Raw genomic sequence first — 25,654 nt, forward strand, 5'->3', positions numbered from 1 at the left:
ATATGGAGTTCCGTCCCATCCTGTCGTCCCTGCTGCGCAACCGCACCGGTCCCCTGCTGGTGGCCGTGCAGGTCGCCCTGAGCCTGGCCATCCTGGCCAATGCGCTGCACATCGTCAGCGTACGCCAGGCCGTCGTCTCGCGGCCTTCCGGCGTCGAACGCGAAAGCGACATCTTCCACGTGCGCGTGGCCGACCTGCGCGGCGGCGGCACGTTCAACGAGGTGCTGGCCGGCCAGAAGCGCCAGCTCGAACTGCTGCGCGCGGTGCCCGGCGTTGAATCGGTGGCGCAGACCAACCAGGTGCCGCTTTCGCAGTCGGGCAACAACACGGGCCTGGCCGCCGACCGGCGCCAGATCCGCCCTACCACCGGCGCCTCGTTCTACGTCTCGCCCGACTCGCTGGTCAAGACCTGGGGACTGAAGCTTGTCGAGGGGCGCGATTTCCTGCCCACCGAGGTGCTCGACATCGACACCAGGACCAGCACGGAACAGGCGAAGATCGCCATCGTCACGCAGGCGCTGGCGCAAAAGCTGTGGCCCGATGCGACCAGCTATGTCGGCAGGACCTTCTACTTCGGCACCGGCGACACGGCCGAGGCGGCGCGCGTGACGGGGGTGGTGGAACGGCTGCAGTCGACCAGCGCGGAGCTGGGCGAGCGCGGCGAGATGTCGCTGATCATGCCGATGCGACGGGTCGGTGAACCGCGCGCGATGTATACCGTGCGCACGGAACCCGGGCAGCGCGAACGCGTCATCAAGGAAGTCGAGGAAACGCTGCGCAAGGACGCCAACAACCACGTGATGATCCGGCCGAAAACCTTCGACGCCGACCGCAAGGACCGCTACCGGGCCGATCGCGGCCTGGCCTGGATGCTGGTCACCGTCAGCGTGCTGCTGATGCTGGTCACGGCCAGCGGCATCGTCGGCATGGCCAGCCTGTGGGTGACGCAGCGGCGCAAGCAGATCGGCGTGCGCCGCGCGCTGGGGGCCAGGCGCATCGATATCCTGCGTTACTTCATCCTGGAGAACGTGATGATCACCAGCGCCGGCGTGGCCGCGGGCCTGCTGGGGGCGCTGGCGCTGAACCACCTGCTGGTGTCCACGCTGGAGCTGGCGCGGCTGCCGGCCGGCTACCTGGTGGGCGGTGCGGCGATCTTCCTGGCGCTGGGCATCGCCGCCGTCTATGGCCCGGCATGGCGCGCGGCCAGCATCTCGCCGGCCACGGCAACCCGGGGCGTCGTATGAACCGTCGGCTTGATGTATGCTGACGGCCATGCCAACTGTACTCATCATCGACGACAACGCCGCCATCGCCATCGCGCTGGAAGTGCTGTTCTCGCTGCACGACATCGACACACTGCGGGCCGCGTCGCCGGAAGAAGGCCTGGCGGCGCTGGACCGCGCCGGCGCCACCGTCGACCTGGTGATCCAGGACATGAACTTCACGGCCGACACCACCTCCGGCGAGGAAGGCGTGGCGCTGTTCCGCGCCATCCGCAAGCGCCATCCCGACCTGCCGGTGATCCTGTTGACGGCGTGGACGCACCTGGACGCGGCCGTGGACCTGATCAAGGCCGGCGCCGCCGATTACCTCGCCAAGCCATGGAACGACCAGCGCCTGATCGCCACCGTCAAGAACCTGCTGGAACTGGGCCAGGCCAACCGCGTGCTGCGCCAGCGCCTGCAAGGGGAACTGCGCCAGCGCCGCGAGCTGGAACAGTACGACCTGCGCGGCATGGTCTGGCGCGACCCGGCCACGGAGCGGGTGATCCACCTGGCCTGCCAGGTGGCGCGGGCCGACGTGCCGGTGCTGATCAGCGGTCCGAACGGCACCGGCAAGGAACGCATCGCCGAGATCATCCAGGCCAACTCCCCCGTGCGTGATGGCCCGTTCGTCGTGCTCAATTGCGGCGCCCTGCCGGCCGAATTGATCGAGGCCGAGCTGTTCGGCGCCGACGCTGGCGCCTACACCGGCGCATCGAAGGCGCGCGAAGGCAAGTTCGAGGCGGCCGATGGCGGCACCCTGTTCCTCGACGAGATCGGCAACCTGCCGCTGGCCGGGCAGATGAAACTGCTGCGCGTGCTGGAGACCGGGCGCTTCGAGCGGCTCGGCTCGAACCGCGAGCGGCAGGTACAGGTGCGCGTGGTCAGCGCCACCAATGCCGACCTGCCCGCGATGATCCGCGCCGGCACCTTCCGCGAGGACCTGTACTACCGCCTCAACGTGATCGAACTGAAATTGCCGCCGCTGGCGGGACGGCCGGGCGACATCCTGCCGCTGGCCCGCCACTTCCTGGGCGGCGCCAAGACCTTGCGCGCGGATGCGGAAGCGGCGCTGCTGGCGCATCCATGGCCCGGCAATGTGCGCGAGCTGAAAAACGTCATGGCGCGTGCGCGCCTGCTGGCGGCCGACAGCGAGATCGGCGTGGCCGACCTGGGCCTGCCGCCGGCCGCCGCGCTGCCGGCGGGCGCGGCGACGGCGGACGCGGAACCCGACCGCGATGCCATCAGCCAGGCGCTGGCGCGGGCCAACGGTGTCGTCGCGCAGGCGGCCGCGGAACTGGGGCTGTCGCGCCAGGCGCTGTACCGGCGCATGGAGCGGCTGGGCATCGGCCGGCCCTGATGGCGCGTCCACCGGGCCCGCCGGGCCGGCGCCCTGCGCTGCGCCTTTCCCTCTTGACGCGCTGGTCGGCGCTGGTCGGCACGCTGCTCACGCTGGGCATCGTCATTGCGCTGGCGCTGGAGCACTGGTTCCCGAACCGGCCGTTGGTGGTCCTGGCGGTCTGCCTGCTGTGCGTGGTGCCGCTGTCGATCATCACCATCCGCTCGCAGCTGGCGCCGATGCTGTCGCTGTTCCGGGCGCTGGCCGGCACCGTCACCAGCTACCGTGACGGCGACTTTTCCTTCAGCCTGTACTGGCCGCAGAACGACGAACTGTGCGACCTCGTCGCCGCCCACAACGAACTGGGGGAAGTGCTGCGCGCGCAGCGCCTCGATCTCGTGCAGCGCGAACTGCTGCTCGACACGATGGTGCAGAACACGCCCGTCGCCATGCTGCTGGTGGCGGACAACGGCCCGGTCGTCTACGCCAACATCGCCGCGCGCCAGATGCTGGGCGAGGGCCGCAAGCTGGAAGGCCAGCGCCTCGATGCACTGCTCGCCACGGCGACACCCGCGCTGGCCGAGGCGTTGGCCCGGAGCGGCGACGGCCTGTTCACGACCGGCGATGGCGAGGACGAGGACGTGTTCCACCTGGCGCGCCGCCGCTTCAACCTGAACGGCCGGCGCCATGAACTGCTGCTGCTGCGCCAGCTGACCTCCGAGCTGCGCCGGCAGGAGGTACAGACGTGGAAGAAGGTCATCCGCGTCATCAGCCACGAACTGAACAACTCGCTGGCGCCGCTGACGTCGCTGGCCCATTCCGGCGCCGAGCTGGTGCGGCGCGGCCAGACCGAACGGCTGCCGCAGATCCTGGCGACGATCGAAGAACGCACGCGTCACCTGGAAGGCTTCATCCTGGGTTATGCCCGCTTCGCCAAGCTGCCGGCGCCGCGGCTGGAATCGCAGCATTGGGCCGGCTTCATTGCCCGCCTGGCCGAACAAGTGCCGTTTCGCATCGTCGGCGAACTGCCCGCCGAGCCGTGCGCCTTCGACCCGGCCCAGCTGGAGCAGGCACTGCTGAACCTGCTGAAAAATGCCCACGAATCCGGCTCGCCGACGGATGCCGTCACGATCACCGTGCGCCGGGTGCAGGACGTCATCCGGATCGACGTGCAGGATGCCGGCCCGGGCATGAGCGACACGGTGCTGACCAACGCCCTGGTGCCGTTCTATTCGACCAAGCGCAGCGGCACCGGCCTGGGCCTGGCGCTGGCGCGCGAGATCGCCGAAGCGCACGGTGGCCGCATCACGCTGGCGAACCGCGCCGGCGGCGGACTGGCCGTGACCTTGATCCTGCCGTCGGTTTCCTTGACAGTTTGATACCCCTCATCGGGCCCGGCCATAGCGTTTGCAATCGCCGGGGTGCGGCCTATCGTGACTGTATGCGGGCCGCGGGGGCCTGCTTTCCAGCGGGGAAACACCATGAAACTCTCTACGATTGCACTGACTGCAGCGTTGCTGGCCTCCGGCGGCGCTTATGCGGACGACATTACGACCAACGTCAACCTGGCGGGCGACTCGCCACCGCACCTGACGGGCGCGTTCGGCATCACCCACTACGAAGGCGGCGAGTTCACGGACAGGATCACGTTCTCGCCCACCTACGGCGAGTGGTTCGTGGACTCGAGCCTGATCACGATCGGCTTCAATCCGGCCACCAACATCAACTTCAGCTATGCCGAGATCAACGGCCATGCGATGTCGCTCAGCCCCACGGGCGTGTACGAATATGCGTACATGGTGCAGGAGCCGATCTGGGGGCCGCTCGTGCTGACCGTGCACGGCACGGTCGACACCGGCGACTGGTCGGCGTCGGCCTCCTACGCCGGCACCATCAATATCGCGCCGGTGCCGGAACCGGCCACCTACGGCATGCTGATGGGTGGACTGGGCATTCTGGCCTGGTTGGCACGTCGCCACAAGCAAAGTTGACCCGGATCAACTCCAGCAGCAAAGGACGCCTAGGCGTCCTTTTTTGTTGTGCACTTAAATTTTTCCAACAGACATGGTAATAAACGATTGACAACAAGTGATAGCACAATGTATCTTAGCAACTCGATAACCAATCTGGCATTTGAGGAAACCTTAGTATGAAACTGCAATCGATCGTTCTGGCAGCACTCCTGAGCACCGCCGTTGGTGGCGCCATGGCTGAAGACTACACCGCACCGACCGTGGCGATGTCGCTGGAAGACGGCAACTACTCCGCCGGCTTCAACGCAACCCACAGCACCGGCCTGTTCACCGACACGTTCACGTTCTCGTACTCGGGTCTGCCAGGCGAAGCAGTCGGCTTCGCTGCGAACTTCAAGAACAAGAAGAGCGACATCAACTTCTTCAGCGCTACGCTGAACGGCAAAGACCTGGGCGTGCTGAACTTCGGCAGCGACTCCAAAGTCTTCTTCGAAGAGCTGCCGGTCAGCGGCCTGCTGACCCTGGTCATCAAGGGCGAAGCCTTCGGTTCGGCTTCGTACGCCGGCACGATCGACGTGACGTCGGCCGTTCCAGAGCCAACCACCTACGGCATGCTGATGGGCGGCCTGGGCGTGATGGCCTTCCTGGCACGTCGTCGCAAGCAGGCTTGATGGCGCGCCGGTGCGCCGGTTGCCCATGAAAAAAAGACGCTCCGGCGTCTTTTTTTTCGTCCCTGGTAAACTGACGCCATGCAGAACCGACGTTTCGACCAGCCCGGCCACCCTCCCGCCACCATCACCGAATACCAGGGCGTACGCTCGCTCCACCTGGGCACCTCCTGGGTGCAGGGCGCCATGCGGCTGTCGCGGCCCGACGCCATCGAGCTCGAATACGTGCAGATGATGATGATGTGGCTGCTGTTCAACGACGACCCGCGCCATATCGTCCAGCTGGGCTTGGGCAGCGCGGCGCTGACCAAGTTCTGCTACCACCGCTTCCCCCGCGCCCGCGTCAGCGTGGCCGAACTCAATCCCAACGTCATCGCCATCTGCGGATCGCTGTTCGGCCTGCCGCCCAACGACGCGCGCCTGAACGTGCGCGAGATGAACGCGCTGGACTTCGTCAATGACGCCGCCAACCACGGCAAGGTGGACGTGCTGCAGGTCGACCTGTACGACGAAGAGGCGCGCGGCCCCGTGCTGGACTCGCCCGAGTTCTACCAGGCCTGCGCCGACTGCCTGGGCGAGGACGGCATCATGACCGCCAACGTCTTTGGCGACTTCAGCAACTACGACAAGAATCTGCAGCACATGGAACTGGCATTCGACGCCGTGGTGTGGCTGCCGGAAGTGCACGACGCCAACATCGTCGTGATCGCATTCAAGCGCGCGCCCGTGCTGGATTTTTCGGTGTTGTACGAACGCGCGGCGGCCATCCGCAAGGCCTACAACCTGCCCGCCAAGGCATGGGTCAACGGGCTGAAATCCTGGATGCAGGACCAGCAATAACGCGCGCGTTTACTCAGCCGTGGAAGTGTCGTAAAAATGCCGCGCCGGGTGACCGATCCGGCACTCTGCCAGCCCATGAGGCCGATTAGAGTACGGCAGATTTTGCAATAAAGCACGCAAAATTTGCCATACGTACAAAGTACGCAACAGTATGCTTTTATCACTCTGTTCGCTCCCGGAAGCGACGGTTAGTATCGGTGAGCCCGGACACACTGTCCCGTCCGATATTTCTGCGTCACCACCGATTACACGAGAGAGAACGAGACACATGAAGCAGACCATCCCAGCCTTCCGCCGCACCCTGCTTGCCGGCGCCGCCTTGCTGCTCACGGCGCAGGCCCACGCCCAATCCGTCGATACCGCCACCGCGCCCGCCAGTGCCACGCCAGCCGAACAACAGACCGTGGTGGTGCTGGGTTCGCGCTCGGCCGCCAAGACGGCTCTCGATACGGCCGCCCCGGTCGGCCTGATCAATATGAAGGACATGCAGAACGCCGGCCCGCTGGAGCTGGGCAAGCTGATGCAGACGCTGGATCCGTCGTTCAACTTCTCCTCGACGTTCATCAGTGATGGCACCGACATCATCCGCCCTGCCACCCTGCGCTCGCTCGGCCCGGACCAGTTGCTGGTGCTGATCAACGGCAAGCGCCGCCATCAACAGGCGCTCGTCAACGTGCAGCAGACCGTCGGCCGTGGCTCGGCCGGTACCGACATCAACGCCATCCCGCTGTCCGCGATCCACCACATCGAAGTGCTGCGCGACGGCGCGGCCGCGCAGTACGGCTCGGACGCCATCGCCGGCGTCATCAACATCGTGCTGAAGTCGAACATCAACGAGACGCAACTGTCGGGCCAGCTGGGCACCACCTCGGAGGGCGACGGCGACAATTATTCCGGCAGCGTCAACCGCGGCTGGGCGCTCGGCAGCGACGGCGGCTTCATCAACGTTTCGGCCGAAGGCCGCGTGCGCAAGGAAACCAACCGCGCCGGCCTGGACACGGCCCGCACCAACCCGCCGCGCGTGACGCAGCGCATCGGCGACAGCGACGCGAAAGACGCCTACCTGTGGCTGAACGCGGCCCTGCCGTTCGGCAAGGATGGTGGCGAGTTCTACGCGTTCGGCGGCGCCTCCAAGCGCAAGGGCGACTCGTCCGGCTTCTTCCGCGCGCCGGGCGACGGCCGCACCGTGGCCGCCGTCTACCCGAACGGCTACCTGCCGAACATCCGCACGACCGTCAAGGACGCTTCGCTGGCGGTCGGCTACCGCCAGGACCTGCCGAACGACTGGAAGGCCGACATCAGCGTCAACCACGGCCGCAGCGAACTGGGCTTCAACGAGAAGCAGACCATCAACGTCAGCTACTGGTACGAGCCGAAACCGGGCGGCGGCATCTACGCCGAGTCGCCCCTGGAAGCAGACACCGGCAAGCTCAAGTTCGACCAGACCACGTTCAACCTCGACTTCAAGGGCCCGCTGAACCTGGGCGGCGCCAACCTGTTCTTCGCCACCGGCTTCGAATGGCGCGAGGACAATTACCAGATCGTCGCGGGCGACCCGGTCTCCTACCAGTACGGCCGTACCAACAACCCCGGCATCGTGATTCGCGACGCCACCGGGGCCATCGCCGCCTCCGGCACGCAGGGCTTCCCGGGCTACACGCCATCGACCGAAGTCGACGAAGGCCGCCACAACATCGCGCTGTACGGCGACCTGGAATACCGCCCGACCTCCGAGCTGCTGCTGGCCGGCGCCGTGCGCTACGAAAAGTACTCCGACTTCGGCAACACCACGACGGGCAAGATCACGGCGCGCTGGGACCCGTCCAAGCAGGTCGGCGTGCGCGGCAGCTACTCGTCCGGCTTCCGTGCGCCGGGCGTGCAGCAGGCCTTCTACAGCTCCGTCTCGACCAACCTGGACGCCAAGGGCGTGCTGACCGAAACGCTGACGGCGCGCCAGAACAGCGCCGTCACGCGCGCCCTGGGCATCGCGCCGCTGAAGGAAGAAACCTCGCGCAACGCCAGCGTCGGCATCGTGCTGCGGCCGATGCAGAACTTCTCGTTCACGGCCGACGTCTACCAGATCAAGATCAAGGACCGCATCGTCTTCTCCAGCAATATCTCGGAGTCGATCAACGGTCCGGTGGTCGGTGCTGTCCTGAATCCGCTGAAGGTGGGCCAGGCGCAGTTCTTCACGAACGCGGTCGACACCACCACGCGCGGCCTGGACATCGTCACCGACTACAAGATGCCGCTGCCGGGCGCCACCCTGACCCTGTCCGCCCAGCTGGGCTTCAACAAGACCGAGGTGACGGGCCGTCATTCGACGTCGTCGATCCTGTCGGGCGAGGAGCTGTTCGACGCGTCGCAGGTCACGCTGATCGAGCACGGCCAGCCGCGCCGCCACCACGTGCTGGCGGCCGACTACACGCGCGGCCCTTGGAACGTCAACGCCCGCGCCAACTACTACGGCGAAGTCAAGGGCCAGGGCTTCACGCCAGGCTTCATCCAGACCTGGGACGCGAAGTGGATCGCCGACCTGACCCTGCGCTACAACTTCACCAAGAAGCTGAGCATCGCGGGCGGCATCAACAACCTGTTCGACACCTACCCGACCGAGTGGGACAAGAAGGGCGCCGCGCCGTTCCCGCAGCTGGGCTTCACGCACTGCTGGGAAACCTGCCCGTTCGGCATCAACGGCCGTTCGATGTACGTGCGCGCGGACTACGCGTTTTAACCCCGCCGGTGACAGGCACCGATCCGAGGGCGGTAACGCCCTCGGATCGGTGCCTGTCACCATGGGTCTTGTTTGCTTCATACGCGGCCAGATAGATCACGGCCGCCAACCGCCTCACCAGCTCCTCCATCCGCTCCGCCGGCACCTGCGCGTAGCCCAGCATCAGCCCATTCCAGGCAGTCGTACCCTGCACCGCGTGCGTCGACAACGCATTGACGACGATGCCTTCCCGGCGCGCCCGTTCCACGATCGCCAGGTCCGACAGCGCAGCATCGGTAAAGCGCAGCGACAGGTGCATGCCGGCCGACGCGCCATCGACCGTGGCGATGCGGCCCAGGTGCCGGTCCAGCGCCGCCACCAGCGCATCGCGCCGCTGCCGGTACAGCCGGCGCATGCGGCGCAGGTGCAGCGCGAACTGGCCACTGGTCAGGAACTCGGCCAGCGCCAGCTGCTCGGCCACGCGGCCCGCGGCGGCCGACTGCGCGCGCATCGTGGCCAGCTGCGGCGCCAGCTCGGGCGGCACCACCAGGAAGCCGATGCGCAGGCCGGGAAACATGGTCTTGCTGAACGTGCCGCAGTACAGCACCGGCGCGTCCGGCGCCAGGCCCTGCATCGCTGCCAGCGGCGGACCGTCGTGGCGGAATTCGCTGTCGTAGTCGTCCTCCACGATCAGCGCCCCGCAGGCGCGCGCGCCGTCGATCAGCGCCATGCGCCGCGCCAGCGACAGCACCGTGCCGACCGGATACTGGTGCGACGGCGTCGCATAGATCAGTTTCGGCCGGCGCGTGCGCCAGTCCTGCGGCGTCGGCGCCATGCCGTCGCCATCGACGTCGATGCCTTCGACCGCCAGCCCGGCGCCGCGGAACGCGGCCAGCGCGCCGCCATAGCCCGGGTTCTCCATCCAGACGATATCGCCCGCGTCGGCGCAGGCATGGGCGCACAGATCCAGGCTGCTCTGGCTGCCGTCGGTGATGAACACCTGCGCCGGCTCGCACACGACGCCGCGCGACGCGCGCAAATGGTCGGCGATGGCCGCGCGCAGCGCCGGCACCCCGGCCGGGTCGCTGTAGTTCAGCTGGGCCGGCGTCAGGCCGCGCCAGGCCCGGTCCAGCAGGCGGCGCCACAGCGCCAGCGGAAAGCTGGCCAGGTCCGGCACGCCCGGCACGAACGGCACGCCGTCGCTGGCATCGTTGCTGACGTGGCGCAGGTTGCGCGCCCGCCGCGACAGGCCAGCCTGCGGCACCGGCGCGGTCCTGCGCCGCCCCGGCGCGGGTGCCAGCGTGGCCACTACGGTGCCGCGCCGGTCCGGCACGACAAACCCTTCGCTGGCCAGCTGCTCATACGCATACAGCACCGTATTGCGCGCCACGCCCAGTTCCGCCGCCAGCGTGCGCGTCGCCACCAGGCGTGTGCCCGGCGCCAGCTTGCCATCGCGGATCGCCCAGCGCAGGCATTCGTGCAGCAGCCGCTGGCGCGGCCAGCTGTGGTGCCCGTGTTCCCGGTCGAAGCTTGACAACAACAGCGCGTAATCCATCCTGGCTCCATCGAAATGAACACCCCTGGACCTGTCGCAGGGGCCAACGCGACCATTATATTGCGCGCTCAACCAACCGAATGGAGATCATGAACAAGCCTACCGCCCCCACGCCCCGCACGCAGGTGAAACGCGTCGCCGAGTATGCGTCCTACGATGCCGCCCTGCTGCACGCCATCGTCGACAGCGCCTACGTCTGCCACATCGCCTTCGGCGACGCCAACGGCAGCCACTGCATCCCGACCGCCTGCTGGCGCCTGGGCGAGTACCTGTACATCCACGGTTCGAACGGCAGCCGCATGCTCAAACGCCTGCAGGAACAGGAGTGCTGCGTGACGATCACCCACGTGGACGGCCTGGTGCTGGCGCGCTCGGCGTTCAACCACTCGATGAACTACCGCTCGGCCATGATCTACGGCCGCTTCGAAGCGGTCGACGAGGCGCACAAGCGGGTGGCGATGGAAGCGTTCATGGAGCACATCGTGCCGGGCCGGCAGGCCGAGATCCGGGCGGGCAACGACAAGGAGTACGCCGCCACCACCGTCATGCGCATCGCGCTGGCGGAAGCGGCATGCAAGACCCGCACGGGGCCGCCGAACGACGATGCCGAGGACATGGACATGCCCGTCTGGACCGGCGTGCTGCCGCTGGTGACGACGCATGGCGCGCCGGTGGTCGAGCAAGGCTGCACGTTGCCGACGCCGGCTTACGTGGCGGCCTGGGACGCTTGAAGCACCGGGGTCTGTCCCTGGACAGGGACTGACCCCGAAGTTTGCTTGCGTTAGGTCGGCGCTGAACTTCAGGGTCAGTCCCGCCAGCGGGACAGACCCTAAGCGGATCCCTGTCTCCAGTGTTTTCTCAGCGCCGCTCGCGCCACCAAAGGCCGAGTAACGCGGCGGCGAACAGCACCGCGAACGGCCACGCAGGCAGTGTCGGTGCGCCAGCCGTGGTACCAGTATCACCCGGCAGCACGCGCGCCGCATACCGCTGCGTGGCCTCCTGCCGCAGCGCCCGCTGCCACGCCGGCCAGTCGTCGGCACCGAACACATACATGTCCGTGGCCTCCTTGCCGCTGCGCGCCGCGATCCAGCCGACCTGGCGCGGCCAGAAGGCGACGCAGGCGGCACCACCCTGGTCGGTGCGCGCCTGCCACGCCAGCGCGGCTTGCCCATCCACCGCCACCGTGCCGCCAGGCCGCACCCCGTGCGCGCACAGCTCCGTGCGCAGGCCCGCCACCGGCAGCGGATCCGGCTTGACCCAGCCGACCGACCGCAAGCTGGCGCGGGAGGACGCGTCCAGCACCTGCTGCCACCACTGGGCCAATGCCGCCGGCGCCGTGATCGCATGGCGGTGCCAGCCAGCGACGCCCAGCCAGACGATGCGCCCCTGGCGCCAGGGCCGCTGCCACAGCCACGGCTTGCCATCCTGGTCCGCCGCCAGCACCGACCAGTCGCCGCCCGCCACCGGATGCCATGACGCCGGTGGCAGCGCCAGCACCGTGCCGGCCGCCGCGACATGGCGGGTGTCCTCCTGCTCCGTCGTCACCGGCTGCTGCGCCAGCCGTAGCGCCAGCGCTTGCTGCCACACGGCCGGCGCGCCGGCATTGCCGCCAACGACCAGCAACGGCATGCCTTGCGCCACCTGGGCCAGCAGGGCGGCACGGGCCGTGCCGCCCTGGCTCTCGAACCAGCTGGCGTCGATGACGGCGGCGTTGGCCGGCGCCGGCAAGGCTGCGACGCCCTCGCTGCGCGTGACGGCCTTGCCCAGCACGGTCTGCCAGTCGAGCAATGCGCCGCCGTCGTGCAGCAGCTCGTTCAGCACGCGCGTATCGAACGACGGCGCGCCGAAACGCCCCACCACGTGCAACGGCAAGGCTGGCACGACGGTCAGCGGCACCGGTCCTTCCTGCAGCGTCTTGCCGGCGTCGTCCAGCAGCCGCGCGCGCAACAGCAGGCGCTCGGCCAGCGGCGGCAGCCACCGCACCGTCAACTGGGCGCCGCCGCCACGCGCCTCATGCAGCACGGCGCCGTTCTCGGCCAGCAGTTGCAGGCGCCATGGCCCGCTGGCGGGTTGCCGGCGCACGGTCAGTGCGAACGTGCGGCCCAAGGCCAGCGTGCGCGGAAAGTTCAGCCACAGCAGGTCGCCACTGGGTGCCTGCCAGGACAGGGGCCGGAGCGGCAGGTCGCGCCACTGGGCCTCGCGCAATCCATGCCCGGACACGACGATGCGGCCCGCCTGCGCCACGTCCGCCGCGACCGTGTCGTCGGTGACCGTCACGGCATCCATGACCGGCGTCACACTGGACGGCAACGCCAGCAAACCAGCCAGCGCCAGCCCCGCCGTCGCGGCCAGCCCGGCATCGACCCAGCGACGCCGGCGCAGGTACAGCGCCGCGCTGGCAACGCCCGTCGCGGCGGCCACGATGACGACCGGCGTCATCGCCCTCCTCCGGCGCTGCGCCAGGCGCGGTCGAATGCGCTGTCGGCCGCGGGCTGGGCCTGCAGCACCGGCGCGGCCGGCACCGTCGCGCGCAGCCAGGCGCGCAGCGGGCCGCGGCACGGCACGCAGCCGTCCGCCACGTCCTGCACGGCACGCTGCGCCGCCAGGCGCTGCTCGTCGGCCGGCAGGCGTGCCACGGCCGCCAGCGCCTGCTTGCGCCACAGCGCCGGCAGCGCGCTCTCGCCCGATAGAGCCTGCACCAGCGCCGGCACGTCGGCCTTGCCTGGGTCGATCGCATCATCCTTGCCGCGCGCGCGCCGGTAACTGGCCGCGCCGGCGGCGTCGCCGGTCAGGCGCTTGTCCTCGCGGATCGCCGGCGGCTCGAATGCGGCGCGGTGCAGGTACACGCGTTCGGCCTGCTGCAGCTCCTTGATCGCGGCCAGCGCCTTGTACTCGGGCGGCAGCGCGCTGCCCGGCGCAATGGCGCGCAGGGCCTTTTCGGCATCCCACATGGCCGCCAGCGCGCGCCGCAGCACGGCCTTGGTCTGCGGATCGAAGATCGTCGCGTTGTCTTCCATGTCGTGGGCGTGGCCGAACTGCGCGGCCAGGTTGGTGTTGCCGTTCATCGGTTCGTGTGTCTCTTCGCCATGTTCGTCATGGCCCTCGTGCTCGTCGCCGAACAAGGTCGATTCCTCGCCCAGGAACTGGCCGTAGCGCCGGCGCAGCTGCGCCTGGTCGGCCGCGATCCCTTCGCTGCGTTCGCGCAGCACGGCGGGCGGCAGCTTGCCGCGCATGTCCGCCACCAGCAGTTCCGTGTCGATGATGATCTGGCGCTGGCTGCGCAGGTTCTCCGGTTTCACCATGCTGGGCAGCGCGGACGAGTCCAGCGCCTGCGCTTCCGGCCCCGGCAGGCGCAGCGTGTGGGTGGGCGACTGCACCGTGTGCGGGTGTTCCGGATCGTTGTCGGTGGCGCGCACGAAGAAGTACAGCTCGTCGCCCGGTTCCATGCCCAACTCCGCCAGGGGCCAGTCCTTTTGCCAGTCGCGCCGCTTGGGGTCGCGGCCCTGCGGCAGCGGCAGCTCGCGGTCGCTGAAGCGGATGTTCTCGCCGCTGCCGCGCGCCAGGGTCAGGTGCAACGTGGCGCGGGCGATGCCGTAATCGTCCTTGGCCGCCACCGCGATCCGCACCGATGTCGTGCCGGGTGCCAGCAGGTGCACCGCTTCGACCGGCGCGGCCACCGTCACGGTGGGCGGCTGGTCGGCCGTGACGCGGACATCGTGGCGCACCGCGCCGCTGCGCCACGACACCGCGTCCAGCGCGCGCCACGCCGCGCAGCCTGCCGCAGGCACGGGCAGCACGGTGCCGTCACCCAGCTCGACGCGGGTGGCGCCCGTGGCGCACCAGTTGACGGTGCTGTAGCGCGGTACCTGCAGGTCGCGCGGCGCCGTCTGGTAGGGTTGCGCACCCGTGTAGGCTGGCGGCGTCACTCTCAGCGTGAGCGCGGCCGTGGCAGGCGTGGCGGGCTTTGCGGACAGCGCCGCTACCGGCGGCATCGGTCGTGGTGCCGGCACAAGCCACAGGGCCGCCGCGGCCACGGCGCTCAGCGCCAGCGGCAGCCAGCTGGGCCGCGTGCGCGCGCGCGCGATGGCGTCGAACTGCGCGGGGCCGACGGCGGCCGGTAGGCGCGCGGCCAGGCGGGCGCGCTGCAACCGCGCCAGCGGCGCTGCCGGCTCCTCCGCCAGCAACCGGCTGCTGTCCTCCAGCGCCGGCACCGCATCGTCCAGCCACGTGGGCCACTGCGCGGCGGTGCGGCGGCGCCATCGGCGCGCGTCCCATGCCGCCCAGGCGCCCGCGGCACCCAGCAGCGCCAGCCCGGCCGGCCATGCCGCAGGCAACGCGGCCAGGGCCGGTGCCAGCGGCGCCAGCCACCATGGCAGGCGGCGGCGCACGACGGCGCGCCACAACGGCCGCTCGATGGCATCGCGCAGGTCAGCTTCGGCGTGCATGGGCCAGTAATCTCTCGGTGAACAGCAAGCCGGCCAGCAGCCAGGGCCACCAGGCGGCGCGAGAACCGCCCGCCGGCGTCACGCCGCCAGTCGGCGCCAGCGCCAGCGCGGGCAGCGGATAAGAGGCAGGCGCCACGGCCAGCGCCTGCCAGGCATCGTACAGCGCCAGCGCCTGCGTCTCATCCCGTGGCGGCCATGGCATGCCAGTCCATACTCGCCCTTGCGGCGTGTCGGCATAGGCCAGCGGCAAGCCGGCGGCCGGCACACGCTGGCCGGCCATCGCACCGGCGCGCCACCAGTGTGGCGCGCGCCATGCGGGCGGTGGCGGATCGGCGCGGTCCCACACGATCAGCGCCGTGCGGGCATCCGGTGCGGCCACGAGTTCGTAGCGCGCGCCGCCGCTGCCAAATGCCTTGAACAACGCCTGCCAGCGCGCCAGCCGCTCGGCCGGCGCGGCCACGACAACCCGGTGCACGGGCGGCGGTGGCGACACGGCGGGCGCCAGCCGGAACGTGACGGCGTGGGCCAGGCGTGGCGGCCGCGCAGGCATCGGCACGGTGCCGGTACGGGCCAGTACCAGGATGCGAGCGTCCTTGCGCCATTCGTGCTCGTCGCGGTGCAGCCTGTCCAGCGGCGGCAGCTCCGACACCAGGCGCTCGGCATGCGCCATGCCTGCCGCCGCGACCTCGCGCTCGACCCAGTCGGCTGGCAGCCCGGGCGCCAGCAGCACCGTATCGCCGCGCCATGGGAACACGGTGACGGCCAGCCAGGCGATCAGCGCCGCCAGCAGCAACAGGCGGGCGAGCAGCAACAGGACATCCGTCCAGCGCCAGATGCGGCGCTGCTGCGGCGCGGACGACGGCAGGAACCGGGCCGTCGCCAGCAGCTCGGCCGCCGTGCGCTGGCGCTTCTGGCGGTGCCACCAGAGCGGCAGCAGCAGCGCGGGCAACGCGGCCCACCACCACGGTTGCAGGCTCGTCATCGCCGTGCCCCCGGCGCGGCCGGCGGGCGCAGCCAGCCGCGCAATACCGCCTCCAGCGGTTCCTCGATGCGTGCCTGCGTCAGCGCGATGTCGTGCTGGCGGCAGTGCGCCGCGACGCCGGCGAAATGGTCGAAGACGCTGTCGCGATAGGCTGCGCGATCCGTCGGCAGCAGGCGGTGCAACCCTTCGCTGCCGTTGCTTTCACGGTCGCGGTACGCGACACCGGACGGAAAACTGCCATCCACCTCGGCCTGCGTGCGCAAGGCCAGCAAGCGCACGTCATGGCGCAGGTGGCGCAGCCGCTGCAGCGCTTCGGACAGCGGCGACGGCCAGTCCAGGCAGTCGCTGGCCGCGAACACGACGGCCGGCGCGGCGGCGATGCGCAGCGCCGTCTTCATCGCGTCGGCGGCCGGCAACGCGCCGCTGGCCGCAGCGCGCGTGAATGCCGCCAGCACCCGCTGCAGTTGGCGCGGCCCGCGCGCTGCCGGCGTCACCTCGGCGCGCCCGTCCGCGCAGACGACCAGGCCGAACGCATCGCCCTGGCGCTGCGCGACGGCAGCCACGCAGGCCAGCGCCGTGCGGGCAAACCACAATTTGTCGAGGCCCGGCACCGCGTAGCTGGGTTCGGCCATCGAAGCGCTCGCGTCCAGCCACAGCCAGGCCGCGACATGGCTGTCGCGCTCCGCCTCGCGCACGTAATACCGGTCGGCGCGCGCCAGCAGCTTCCAGTCCACGCGGCGCCACTCGTCGCCCGGCGCATAGGCACGGTATTCGGAAAACTCGACACCGGCGCCGCGCTCGCGGCCCGCATGGATGCCGTGCCCGAGCCCCGCCAGCACGTGGCGGATGACCAGGTCGAGATTGGCGGCATGGGCCAGCAGCGCGGGCGTGGGCAGCATCGAGGCTTACGTCGGCTTGATCTGGTCCAGCAGGTGCACCAGGATGTCGGCCATCGCGATGCCGTCCGCTTCCGCCTCGAAATTGCGCAGCACGCGGTGCGCCAGCACCGGCAGCAGCATGGCGCCGATATCCTCGCGCGTGACGGCCAGCCGGCCATGGATCAGCGCGCGCGCCTTCGAGGCCAGCACCAGCGCCTGGCCGGCGCGGGGACCGGCGCCCCAGCCGACGTGCTTTTTTACCGCCTCGACCAGCGTCTCCGCCGGCCGCGTGGCGCGCACCAGGCGGGTCGCGTAGCGCAGCAGGTGCTCGCCGATTTCGATGTCGCGCACCAGCGCCTGCAGGCGCAGCAGCGCGGCCACGTCCATCGCTGCCGGCGCGTTGCGCAAGGCGCCGTGCGTGGTGTTGGCCACCATGGCGATTTCCTCTTCCTCGCTGGGGTAGCCCACGTCGATGCGCAGCAGGAAGCGGTCCAGCTGCGCTTCCGGCAACGGATAGGTGCCGGCCTGCTCGATGGGATTCTGCGTGGCCAGCACGAAGAACGGCTGCGGCAGCCGGTGGGTCTGGCCGGCAAACGTCACCGCGCGTTCCTGCATCGCTTCCAGCAGCGCCGACTGCGTCTTCGGCGGCGCGCGGTTGATCTCGTCGGCCAGCAGCACCTGCGTGAACACGGGCCCCTGCTGGAAGCGGAACTCGCGCTTGCGCGTGGCCGTGTCCTCTTCGAGGATCTCGGTGCCGACGATATCGGAGGGCATCAGGTCCGGCGTGAACTGCACGCGCCGGAATTGCATATCGGTGGCCTGTGCCAGCGATTTCACCAGCAGCGTCTTGCCCAGCCCCGGCACGCCCTCCACCAGCGCATGGCCGCCGGCCAGCAGGCAGATGATCAGCGATTCGATCACCTCAAGCTGGCCGACGATGACCTGGCCCATGCTGGCGCGCAGCGCCGCGACCTTGGCCGTCAGTGCCGCGATCTCCTGTTCGTTCCATTGCGTGTTCATGCCGCTTTCCGCCATGCCGTCAGGCTCCCAATGCGTATTGAATGATGTTGACCGCGAAGCGGGTGTTGTCCACCGCCAGCCAGCGCTTGTTGCGGAAGTCGTAGTCCCATTCGCAGCCGTAGTCCTTGTTGCTGTACAAAACGCCGATGCGGCCCTTGACCTCGATCGCCTGCAGGTACTCGTGCACCAGGTCGTCGCCCCAGCCGTTCAGCTCCATGCCCGTATTGGGCGGGCCGTCGAAGCGGAAGAAGCACGAATACAGCGGATGCGTGTTCGGAATCCTGTGCAGCGCCTTGGCGCCGAAGATGCGCGCCATCTCGGCCTCGAACGACTTGGCGAACAGCCCGTCGATATCGTGGTTGCAGTCGTCCACGAACACGAAGCCGCCACCCTTCACGTAGCGCTCGAAGTTGTTCCGTTCCGCCGCCGTGAACTGCACCAGCTTGTGGCCGGCCAGGTAGCAGAACGGCGCCTCCAGCATCTTCGGGTCGGACAGCGCGACGATGCGCTCCACCGTATCGACCTTCAGCGTGGTGTATTCGACCAGGGAGTGCAGCACGTTGCTCGGCATGCGGATGTCGACATCCCAGTCGCCCGACTCGTAGGTCAGGCGCGTGAAGTAGAAATCGTAGGCCGGCACGTGCTGTTCCTCAGACAGCGTCCGACAGCGACGTGAAGTTGAAGTCGCGCACCCGCATCGCCGGGATCATCATGCGGAAGCGCGAGCCGGCGTCGCCGATCAGCATCGGCTTGCCCAGCTCGTCGATATTGTTCAACATGACGACGGGACTCTCGTTGAAGCGGAAATTCTTGATCGGGTGCTTGATCTGGCCATTCTCGATGTAGAAGGTGCCATCGCGCGTCAGCCCCGTCAGGAGGACCGACTGCGGATCGACCATGCGGATATACCAGGTGCGCGTGACGAGGATGCCCTTCCTGGTCTCGGCGATCAGCTGCTCGGTCGACTTGCTGCCGCCGGCCATGATGATGTTGCCATGGTCGGCGCTGGCAGGCTTGCCCGTCTTCTGCGCCCAGTAGCGGTCGTAGTCGAGCGAGGCGACCTGGCCATTCCTGATAAGGTCCGTCTTCTGGCGCGCCAGCATCGACTGCTGCTCCCACGGCAGCACGGGCGCGTTGGCGTCCCACGGATCGGCCCACACATTGACCTTCTCGTCGAACAGGCGCTCGCCCAGCCGGTTGCCGCCGCCCTTCTTGGCCAGGAAGCTGCGGCCTTCATCGGCCTGGCGCGCATCGAAGGCGGTAAACATGAAGTTGAGCAGGTCGGACGATGCCGACGGTTCCAGCACCACCGTGTAGCGGCCCGGCTCCAGCGCCTTCGCTTCCACCGAGCGCAGCGCCTTCTCGATCGCGATCTCGGACGCGGCGCGCGCGTCGAACTGCTTCGGGTCGTAGGCGGCGCGGTTGACCCAGCCGGAACCGCGGCCGTCTTCCGTGCGCGTCGTGACCGTGAAATTCAGGCTGGCCAGCTCCTGGTAGCCGAACACGCCGTTGGAATTGGCGATGCATTCGAAGCCCGTGCTGTCCGAGAAGAAACCGGCGGCGACGAGGCCCTTCTTGCGGGCCGCGTCGATGCTCTGGAAGGCGACTTCGGCGCGGTACTCCGGCGTAAATTCGCTGGCGTTCGGGTTGAAGGTGGCCGATGGCCGGAACGCCTGCTTGGCGATGGCCGGCATGAATTCCGGGTTTTCCGGCGCCAGGCGTGCCGTTTCCTCGGCGCGGCGCACGGCCTTCTCGAGCGACTTGTCGTCGAATTCGTTGACCTGCGCCGTGCCCTGCCGCTTGCCGTAGGCCACCGCCACCGTCAGCTGCGTGTCCTCCACCAGCCCCGCCGTCGAGACGCTGTTGCGCGCGTAGCGCACATTGCCCTTGCGCGATCCGGAGAGCGTCACGCGGCATTCGTCCGCCTTCGTCAACGCCATCACCTTGTCCGTGATGCGCTTGGCGCTGTCCTGGTCCAGTAGTTTCATGCTTATCCTTCCAGTCAAGCGATCTTGCGTGCGGTGTTGATGACGTTGATGCCGTTGAAGCGGGTCGTGCTGGACCCGTGCGACACGGCGCTGATCTGGCTCGGCTGGCCCTTGCCGTCGAAGAAGGAACCGCCCATGCGCCAGTCCCGTTCGTCGCACATGGCCGTGCAGGCGTTCCAGAATTCCTGCGTGTTGGCCTGGTAGGCCACGTCGCCCAGCTGCTGGGTGATCTTGCCATCCTTGATCTCGTAGAACAGCTGGCCACCGAACTGGAAGTTGTAGCGCTGCTGGTCGATCGAATACGAGCCGCGGCCCAGGATGTAGATGCCCTTCTTGACGTCCTTGACCAGTTCGTCCGGCGTGAGTTTTTTACGCCCCGCCTGCAGCGACACGTTCGGCATGCGCTGGAACTGCACGCTGCTCCAGCTGTCGGCGAACGAGCAGCCATGCGATTGATGCTCGCCGATGATGTGGGCCTGGTCGCGCGTGGCCTGGTAGTTCACCAGCACGCCATCCTTGATGATGTCCCAGCGCTTGCCCGGCACGCCTTCGTCGTCATAGCCGACCGCGCCCAGTGAACCCGGCGTGGTGCGGTCCGCCACGAAATTGACGATGTCGGAACCGTACTTGAATTTCTTCGACTGCCACTTGTCCAGCGTGGCGAAGCTGGTGCCGGCGTAGTTGGCCTCGTAGCCCAGCACGCGGTCCAGCTCCGTGGCGTGGCCGACCGATTCGTGGATCGTCAGGAACAGGTGCTCGGGCGACAGCACCAGGTCGTACTTGCCCGGCTCGACGCTCTTCGCGGTCAGCTTCTCGCGCGCCTGGCGTCCGGCCGCTTTCGCATCCTCGACGATGTCGTAGGCGCCGTGGTACAGCGTGGTCACGCCGCCGGCGGCGCGTACCTTGTGGCGCGGCTGCGCGTCGAAGAACTCGTAACCCATGCCGGCCGGCGACGACAGCCCGTCGCGCGTGCGGAACTTGCCGCTGGCCTTGTCCACCGCCGTCGCCGTGAACGGCGACCACAGGCGGTGGATGTCCTGGTCGATGTAGGAGCCGTCGGTGGAGGCGAAGTACTTCTGCTGGTTCACCTGGAACAGCATGGACGTCATGAAGGTGGCGCCGGTCGCCAGCGCCGCCTTGTTGGCGGCGATCAGCATCTCGGCCTTGTCCTTGACGGGCACGGTGCGCCAGTCCTTCGTGAACGGAGTCGCCCACGCCACTTCGCCCACGCCCTTGACCGGGGCGAGGCGCACCGGTTCGCTCTGCAGGCGCGCGTTGGCGCGGGCGATCGCCACCGCCTGGCGCGCCGCTTCCGCCACCGCGTCGGCCGTCATCACGTTGGTGGCGACGAAGCCATAGGCGCCGTTGGCCAGCACGCGCACGCCCACGCCGGACGATTCGGTATTGACGATGTTCTCGACGTTGGTGTCGCGCGTCGTGATGAACTGGTTCAGGTAGCGCCCGATGCGCACGTCGCAATACGACGCGCCGGCCTTGGTGGCGGCGTTCAGCGCGGCATCGGCCAGCGCTTTCTTGAACTGGATGGCCATGGGATTGACCAGCTCTTCGGCCGCGATGGCGTTGCCGAAGACCGGCACCAGCAGTGTGCCGCCGGCGGCGGCGCTGACTTTCAGGAAGGTACGACGTTCCACTTCTGCTCCTTGGGGACTGCTTGGGGACTGTCCCCGCAGGGGGACTGTCCCCGAATTTTTGCGATACTCGACTTCGGGGTCAGTCCCCGTTGGGGACAGACCCCAGGCCTCCGGTGCCGCGGGTTACACCGCGTCCGACAACGACGTAAAGTTGAAGTCCCGCACCCGCATCGCCGGAATCAGCAGCTGCAGCGGCGTTTCGTCGCCGGCCAGGATCTCCGGCCGTCCCAGCTCGTCGATATTGTTCAGCATCGTGACCGGGCTTTCGTTGAAGCGGAAGTTCTTGATCGGGTGCTTGATCTTGCCGTTTTCGATGTAGAACGTGCCGTCGCGCGTCAGGCCCGTCAGCAGCACCGATTGCGGATCGACCATGCGGATGTACCAGGTGCGCGTGACCAGCACACCCTTCTTCGTGTTGGCGATCAGCTCCGCGGTGGACTTGCTGCCGCCGGCCATGACGATATTGCCCGGCTGGCCCACGGCGCGCGCCCCCTGCTTCTTGGCCCAGAACGGCGAGTACTGCAGCGCGGCGATCTTGCCGCCCTTGATCAGGTCCATCTTCTCGCGCGGCAGCATGGTCTGGCTGTCCCACGGCAGCACCGGCACGTCCGGATGCCATGGGTCGGCCCAGACGTTGACCTGCTCGTCGAACAGCTTGTCGCCCAGGCGGTTGCCGCCGCCCTTCCTGGCCAGGAAGCTGCGGCCTTCGTCCGCGCTGCGCGCGTCGAACGCGCCGAACATGTAGGCCAGCAGGTCGGCCGTCGCCGCGGGTTCCAGGATCACCGTGTAGCGGCCCGGTTCCAGCGCCTTGGCTTCGACCGAGCGCAGCGCCTTCTCGATGGCGACATCGGCCGCTTCACGCGCGTCGAACTTGCTCACGTCGCTGGCGTCGCGCCGCACCCAGCCCGAGCCGCGGCCGTCCTCCGTGCGCACCGTGCAGGTGAAGTCGACGCTGGTGCGCTGCTGGTGGCCGAACACGCCGCGCGAGTTGGCGATCGCCTGGAACGCGCTTTCGTCGGTGAAGAAGCCGGCGGCGACCAGCTTGTTCTTGCGGCAGGCCTCGATGCTGTAGGCCGCCACCTGGGCGCGGAACTCCGGATCGATGGCGTCGGTCTTGTCACTGAACGTGGCGGAAGCCTTGAACGCGGCGCCGGACGGCGTCGGCATGAACTCGGGGTTTTCCGGCGCCAGGCGCGCCAGGTCCTCGGCACGGCGTACCGCCTTTTCCAGCGACTTGTCGTCGAATTCATTGATCATCGCGGTGCCCTGCTGCTTGCCGAAGGCGACCGACACGGCCAGGCTGGTGTTTTCCACCAGGCCGGCGGTGGAGACGGCATTGCGGGCATAGCGGATATTGCCGGTGCGGCCGCCGTCGATGGTGACCGTGCACTCGTCGGCCTTCGACAACGACAACACCTTGTCGGTGATGCGCTTGGTGTCTTCCTGGTTCAACTTCTTCATCTGCCTGTCCTCTCTCAGCCGATCTTGCGGGCGGTATTGATCACGTTGATGCCGTTGAAGCGCGTCGTCGCGGCGCCGTGCGAGACGATGCTGACCTGGCTCGGCTGGCCCTTGCCATCGAAGAAGGAACCGCCCATGCGCCAGTCACGCTCGTCGCACAGCGCCGTGCAGGCGTTCCAGAACTCCTGCGTGTTGGCCTGGTAGGCCACGTCTTCCAGCGGCTGGGTGATCTTGCCGTCCTTGATTTCGTAGTACAGCTGGCCACCGAACTGGAAGTTGTAGCGCTGCTGGTCGATCGAGAACGAACCGTCGCCGACGATATAGATGCCCTTCTTGACGTCCTTGATCATCTGGTCGGGAGTCAGTGGTTTCTTGCCCGCCTGGAGCGACACGTTCGGCATGCGCTGGAACTGCACGCTGCTCCAGCTGTCGGCGTACGAGCAACCGTGCGATTGATTCTCGCCGATGATGTGGGCCTGGTCGCGCGTGGCCTGGTAGTTCACCAGCACGCCGTCCTTGATGATGTCCCAGCGCTTGCACTTGACGCCCTCGTCGTCGTAACCGACGGCGCCCAGCGAGCCCGGCGTGGTCTTGTCGGCCACGATGTTGACCAGGTCCGAGCCGTACTTGAATTTCTTCGACTGCCATTTGTCCAGCGTGGCGAAGCTGGTGCCGGCGTAGTTGGCCTCGTAGCCCAGCACGCGGTCCAGCTCGGTCGGGTGGCCGACCGACTCGTGGATCGTCAGCCACAGGTGTTCGGGCGAGAGCACCAGGTCGTATTTGCCCGGCTGGACGGATTTGGCCGTCAGCTTCTGCTTCGCCTGCTTGCCGGCCGCGCGCGCGTCCTCCACCAGGTCGTAGGAATTGCGGTACAGGGTCGTGACGCCGCCGGCGGCCAGGAACTTGTCCTCCTTGCGGCCGTCCAGGTACTCGTAGCCCATGCCGACCGGCGTGGACAGGCCGGAACGGGAGCGGAACTTGCCGCTCTTCTTGTCCACGGCCGTGGCGAAGAACGGCACCCACAGGCGGTGCAGGTCCTGGTCGATATACGAGCCGTCGGTCGAGGCGAAGTATTTTTGCTGGTTGACCTGGAACAGCAGCGACTGCATGAACGAGGCGCCGCCTTCCATGCCGGCCTTGTTCCCGGCGATCAGCAGCTCGGCCTTTTCCTTGATCGGCACCAGGCGCCAGTCCTTCTTGAACGGCGTGGCCCAGGCCACCTCGCCGACGCCCGGCGTTGGTGCGAGCTGCACCGGTTCGGCCTGCAGCTTCGCGTTGGCGCGGGCGATGGCGACAGCCTGGCGCGCGGCGCCGGCCACGCCGTCCGGCGTCATGTCGTTGGTGGCGGCGAAGCCGTAGGCACCGTTGGCGATGACGCGTACGCCGACACCGGCCGATTCGGTGTTCGTGACATTCTCGATATTCAGGTCGCGCGTCGTGATGAACTGGTTCAGGTAGCGGCCCACGCGCACGTCGCAATAGCTGGCGCCCGCCTGCGTGGCCGCCTGCAGCGCCGTATCGGCCAGCATCTTCTTGAATCTGGTGTCCACGGGTTTGACCAGGTCCTCGGCCGCGATGGCGCGGCCGAAGGGCGGCAGCAGCAGGGAGCCGAGCGCGGCGCCGCCAAGATTGAGAAATGCACGTCGTTCCATAAAGTCTCCAGGTGAGTAAAACAGAGCGCATGATTGACCGGCAACCTTACCAGCAAACCAACGCGTCGGACATGCAAACTTCATGCCATTTTGAAAGTGTTGTGTCGGTGCCAAACCCTCCTGCGCGGCCTCATCGACGGGGGCGTCCGCCCGGTGTCCACGCCGTGTCCGCGGTCGTCCGGTGCGGACACTTGACCGTGCCGGCTTATTGACTGATGATCAACTTGGGCGGCCAGGGTGCCGCCGCACCCGACCATTCCACAGGAGACCACGCATGAAACGATTCCTCGCCGCCGCCTTGCTGGCCGCGGCCAGCAGCGCCCCCGCCTATGCCGCCGACGACGCGGCCCTGAAGGCCGCCATCGCCAGCAGCTCCCGCACCCCGGACAACGTCAAGCGCGACGTCTACCGCCACCCCTACGAGACGCTGACCTTCTTCGGCATCAAGCCGGACATGACGGTGGTCGAGCTGTCGCCCGGCGCCGGCTGGTACACGGAGATCCTGGCGCCCTACCTGCGCGACAAGGGCAAGCTGATCGCCGCGGGCGCCACGCCGGAATCGAAGAGCCCGAATACGGCCAGGGCGGGCGAGAACTTCAAGAAGCGGCTCGATGCCAATCCCGCCGTCTTCGGCAAGGTGCAAATGGGTGCATTCGAACCGGGTGCGCGCGTGTTCACCTACGCGGCGCCCGGCAGCGTGGACATGGTGCTGACGTTCCGTAACCTGCACAACTGGATGGAGCCCGGCGACGAGAAGATGAAGGCGCTGCTGGCCAGCGTGCACACCGCGCTGAAGCCGGGCGGCGTGTTCGGCGTCGTCGAGCACCGCCTGCCGGCCGCGAAGAAGCAGGATGCGACGGCCTCGTCGGGCTATCTGCACGAGGCCTATGTGATCAAGACGATCGAGAGTGCCGGCTTCAAGCTGGCCGAGAAATCCGAGATCAACGCCAATCCGAAGGACACGGCCGACCACAAGGAAGGCGTGTGGGCACTGCCGCCGACCTACGCCAACAAGGACGTGGATCGCGCCAAGTATGCGGCGATCGGCGAGAGCGACCGGATGACGCTCAAGTTCATCAAGAAGTAACGGCGCGGGCCAAACAAAAAGGCCACCGGAACGAACGTTCCGGCGGCCTTTTTAACGAATGGGGTCGCCTCAGCGGCGCTGGAGCAGGCTCATCAGGCTGCAAAATGCGACGAAACCGGCGACCATGGAGCCGCACACG

20 protein-coding genes are annotated in these 25,654 nt (G+C 68.0%); 9 read left to right on the plus strand and 11 right to left on the minus strand.

Annotated features, from left to right (window positions below; all coding sequences use genetic code 11):
* The first annotated feature begins 2 nt into the window (after positions 1-2).
* The 7 genes from E7V67_024530 to E7V67_024560 all read left to right on the plus strand — a co-directional run bounded on the left by E7V67_024530 (position 3) and on the right by E7V67_024560 (position 8,816).
* A complete protein-coding gene (locus E7V67_024530) occupies positions 3-1,244 on the plus strand; it encodes an FtsX-like permease family protein (GenBank protein ID WUR12823.1) in 1,242 nt (413 codons plus the stop codon).
* Positions 1,245-1,272: 28 nt separating this feature from the next.
* A complete protein-coding gene (locus tag E7V67_024535; protein WUR12824.1) occupies positions 1,273-2,622 on the plus strand; it encodes a sigma-54 dependent transcriptional regulator in 1,350 nt (449 codons plus the stop codon).
* Positions 2,622-3,980, plus strand: a complete 1,359-nt coding sequence (locus E7V67_024540; protein ID WUR12825.1) for an ATP-binding protein — start codon at positions 2,622-2,624, stop codon at positions 3,978-3,980. The genes E7V67_024535 and E7V67_024540 overlap by 1 nt, the downstream gene beginning before the upstream one ends.
* Positions 3,981-4,082: 102 nt before the next feature.
* The gene (locus E7V67_024545) at positions 4,083-4,592 is read left to right on the plus strand and encodes an FxDxF family PEP-CTERM protein (protein WUR12826.1); all 510 of its coding nucleotides are present in this window, start codon (positions 4,083-4,085) and stop codon (positions 4,590-4,592) included.
* 158 nt (positions 4,593-4,750) lie between these two features.
* A complete protein-coding gene (locus E7V67_024550) occupies positions 4,751-5,245 on the plus strand; it encodes an FxDxF family PEP-CTERM protein (protein WUR12827.1) in 495 nt (164 codons plus the stop codon).
* 78 nt (positions 5,246-5,323) lie between these two features.
* The gene (locus tag E7V67_024555; protein WUR12828.1) at positions 5,324-6,082 is read left to right on the plus strand and encodes a spermidine synthase; all 759 of its coding nucleotides are present in this window, start codon (positions 5,324-5,326) and stop codon (positions 6,080-6,082) included.
* Positions 6,083-6,350: 268 nt separating this feature from the next.
* The gene (locus E7V67_024560; protein ID WUR12829.1) at positions 6,351-8,816 is read left to right on the plus strand and encodes a TonB-dependent receptor; all 2,466 of its coding nucleotides are present in this window, start codon (positions 6,351-6,353) and stop codon (positions 8,814-8,816) included.
* On the opposite strand, the gene E7V67_024565 is transcribed toward E7V67_024560, so the two are convergent.
* On the minus strand, positions 8,773-10,350 hold the full coding sequence (locus E7V67_024565) for a PLP-dependent aminotransferase family protein (GenBank protein WUR12830.1): 1,578 nt from the start codon (positions 10,348-10,350) through the stop codon (positions 8,773-8,775). The two genes, E7V67_024560 and E7V67_024565, sit on opposite strands and share 44 nt — an antisense overlap.
* Positions 10,351-10,439: 89 nt before the next feature.
* Between E7V67_024565 and E7V67_024570 the strand changes: the two genes are divergently transcribed.
* Positions 10,440-11,081 (plus strand): pyridoxamine 5'-phosphate oxidase family protein, encoded by a 642-nt coding sequence (locus E7V67_024570; protein ID WUR12831.1) that lies wholly within the window; start codon positions 10,440-10,442, stop codon positions 11,079-11,081.
* 127 nt (positions 11,082-11,208) lie between these two features.
* On the opposite strand, the gene E7V67_024575 is transcribed toward E7V67_024570, so the two are convergent.
* The 10 genes from E7V67_024575 to E7V67_024620 all read right to left on the minus strand — a co-directional run bounded on the left by E7V67_024575 (position 11,209) and on the right by E7V67_024620 (position 24,428).
* Positions 11,209-12,789 carry a hypothetical protein gene (locus E7V67_024575; protein ID WUR12832.1) on the minus strand — a complete coding sequence of 527 codons (1,581 nt, stop codon included), beginning with the start codon at positions 12,787-12,789 and terminating at the stop codon, positions 11,209-11,211.
* Positions 12,786-14,795, minus strand: a complete 2,010-nt coding sequence (locus E7V67_024580) for a hypothetical protein (GenBank protein WUR12833.1) — start codon at positions 14,793-14,795, stop codon at positions 12,786-12,788. Before E7V67_024580 ends, E7V67_024575 begins: the two co-directional genes overlap by 4 nt.
* The gene (locus E7V67_024585; protein ID WUR12834.1) at positions 14,779-15,777 is read right to left on the minus strand and encodes a hypothetical protein; all 999 of its coding nucleotides are present in this window, start codon (positions 15,775-15,777) and stop codon (positions 14,779-14,781) included. Before E7V67_024585 ends, E7V67_024580 begins: the two co-directional genes overlap by 17 nt.
* Positions 15,774-16,676, minus strand: a complete 903-nt coding sequence (locus tag E7V67_024590; protein WUR12835.1) for a DUF58 domain-containing protein — start codon at positions 16,674-16,676, stop codon at positions 15,774-15,776. Before E7V67_024590 ends, E7V67_024585 begins: the two co-directional genes overlap by 4 nt.
* Before the next feature lie 6 nt (positions 16,677-16,682).
* Positions 16,683-17,675, minus strand: coding sequence for a MoxR family ATPase (locus E7V67_024595; GenBank protein ID WUR12836.1), 993 nt, complete (start codon positions 17,673-17,675; stop codon positions 16,683-16,685).
* 19 nt (positions 17,676-17,694) lie between these two features.
* Positions 17,695-18,315, minus strand: a complete 621-nt coding sequence (locus E7V67_024600; GenBank protein ID WUR12837.1) for a DUF4159 domain-containing protein — start codon at positions 18,313-18,315, stop codon at positions 17,695-17,697.
* Between the two features lie 10 nt (positions 18,316-18,325).
* Positions 18,326-19,663 carry a TldD/PmbA family protein gene (locus tag E7V67_024605; protein WUR12838.1) on the minus strand — a complete coding sequence of 446 codons (1,338 nt, stop codon included), beginning with the start codon at positions 19,661-19,663 and terminating at the stop codon, positions 18,326-18,328.
* 14 nt (positions 19,664-19,677) lie between these two features.
* On the minus strand, positions 19,678-21,315 hold the full coding sequence (locus E7V67_024610; protein ID WUR12839.1) for a TldD/PmbA family protein: 1,638 nt from the start codon (positions 21,313-21,315) through the stop codon (positions 19,678-19,680).
* 123 nt (positions 21,316-21,438) lie between these two features.
* A complete protein-coding gene (locus tag E7V67_024615; protein WUR12840.1) occupies positions 21,439-22,776 on the minus strand; it encodes a TldD/PmbA family protein in 1,338 nt (445 codons plus the stop codon).
* A gap of 14 nt (positions 22,777-22,790) precedes the next feature.
* On the minus strand, positions 22,791-24,428 hold the full coding sequence (locus E7V67_024620; GenBank protein WUR12841.1) for a TldD/PmbA family protein: 1,638 nt from the start codon (positions 24,426-24,428) through the stop codon (positions 22,791-22,793).
* Between the two features lie 274 nt (positions 24,429-24,702).
* Between E7V67_024620 and E7V67_024625 the strand changes: the two genes are divergently transcribed.
* Complete coding sequence (locus E7V67_024625) at positions 24,703-25,515, plus strand: class I SAM-dependent methyltransferase (protein WUR12842.1); 813 nt, start codon at positions 24,703-24,705, stop codon at positions 25,513-25,515.
* Positions 25,516-25,654 lie beyond the last annotated feature (139 nt).

Source organism: [Empedobacter] haloabium (assembly GCA_008011715.2).
GTDB lineage: Bacteria > Pseudomonadota > Gammaproteobacteria > Burkholderiales > Burkholderiaceae_D > Rugamonas > Rugamonas haloabia.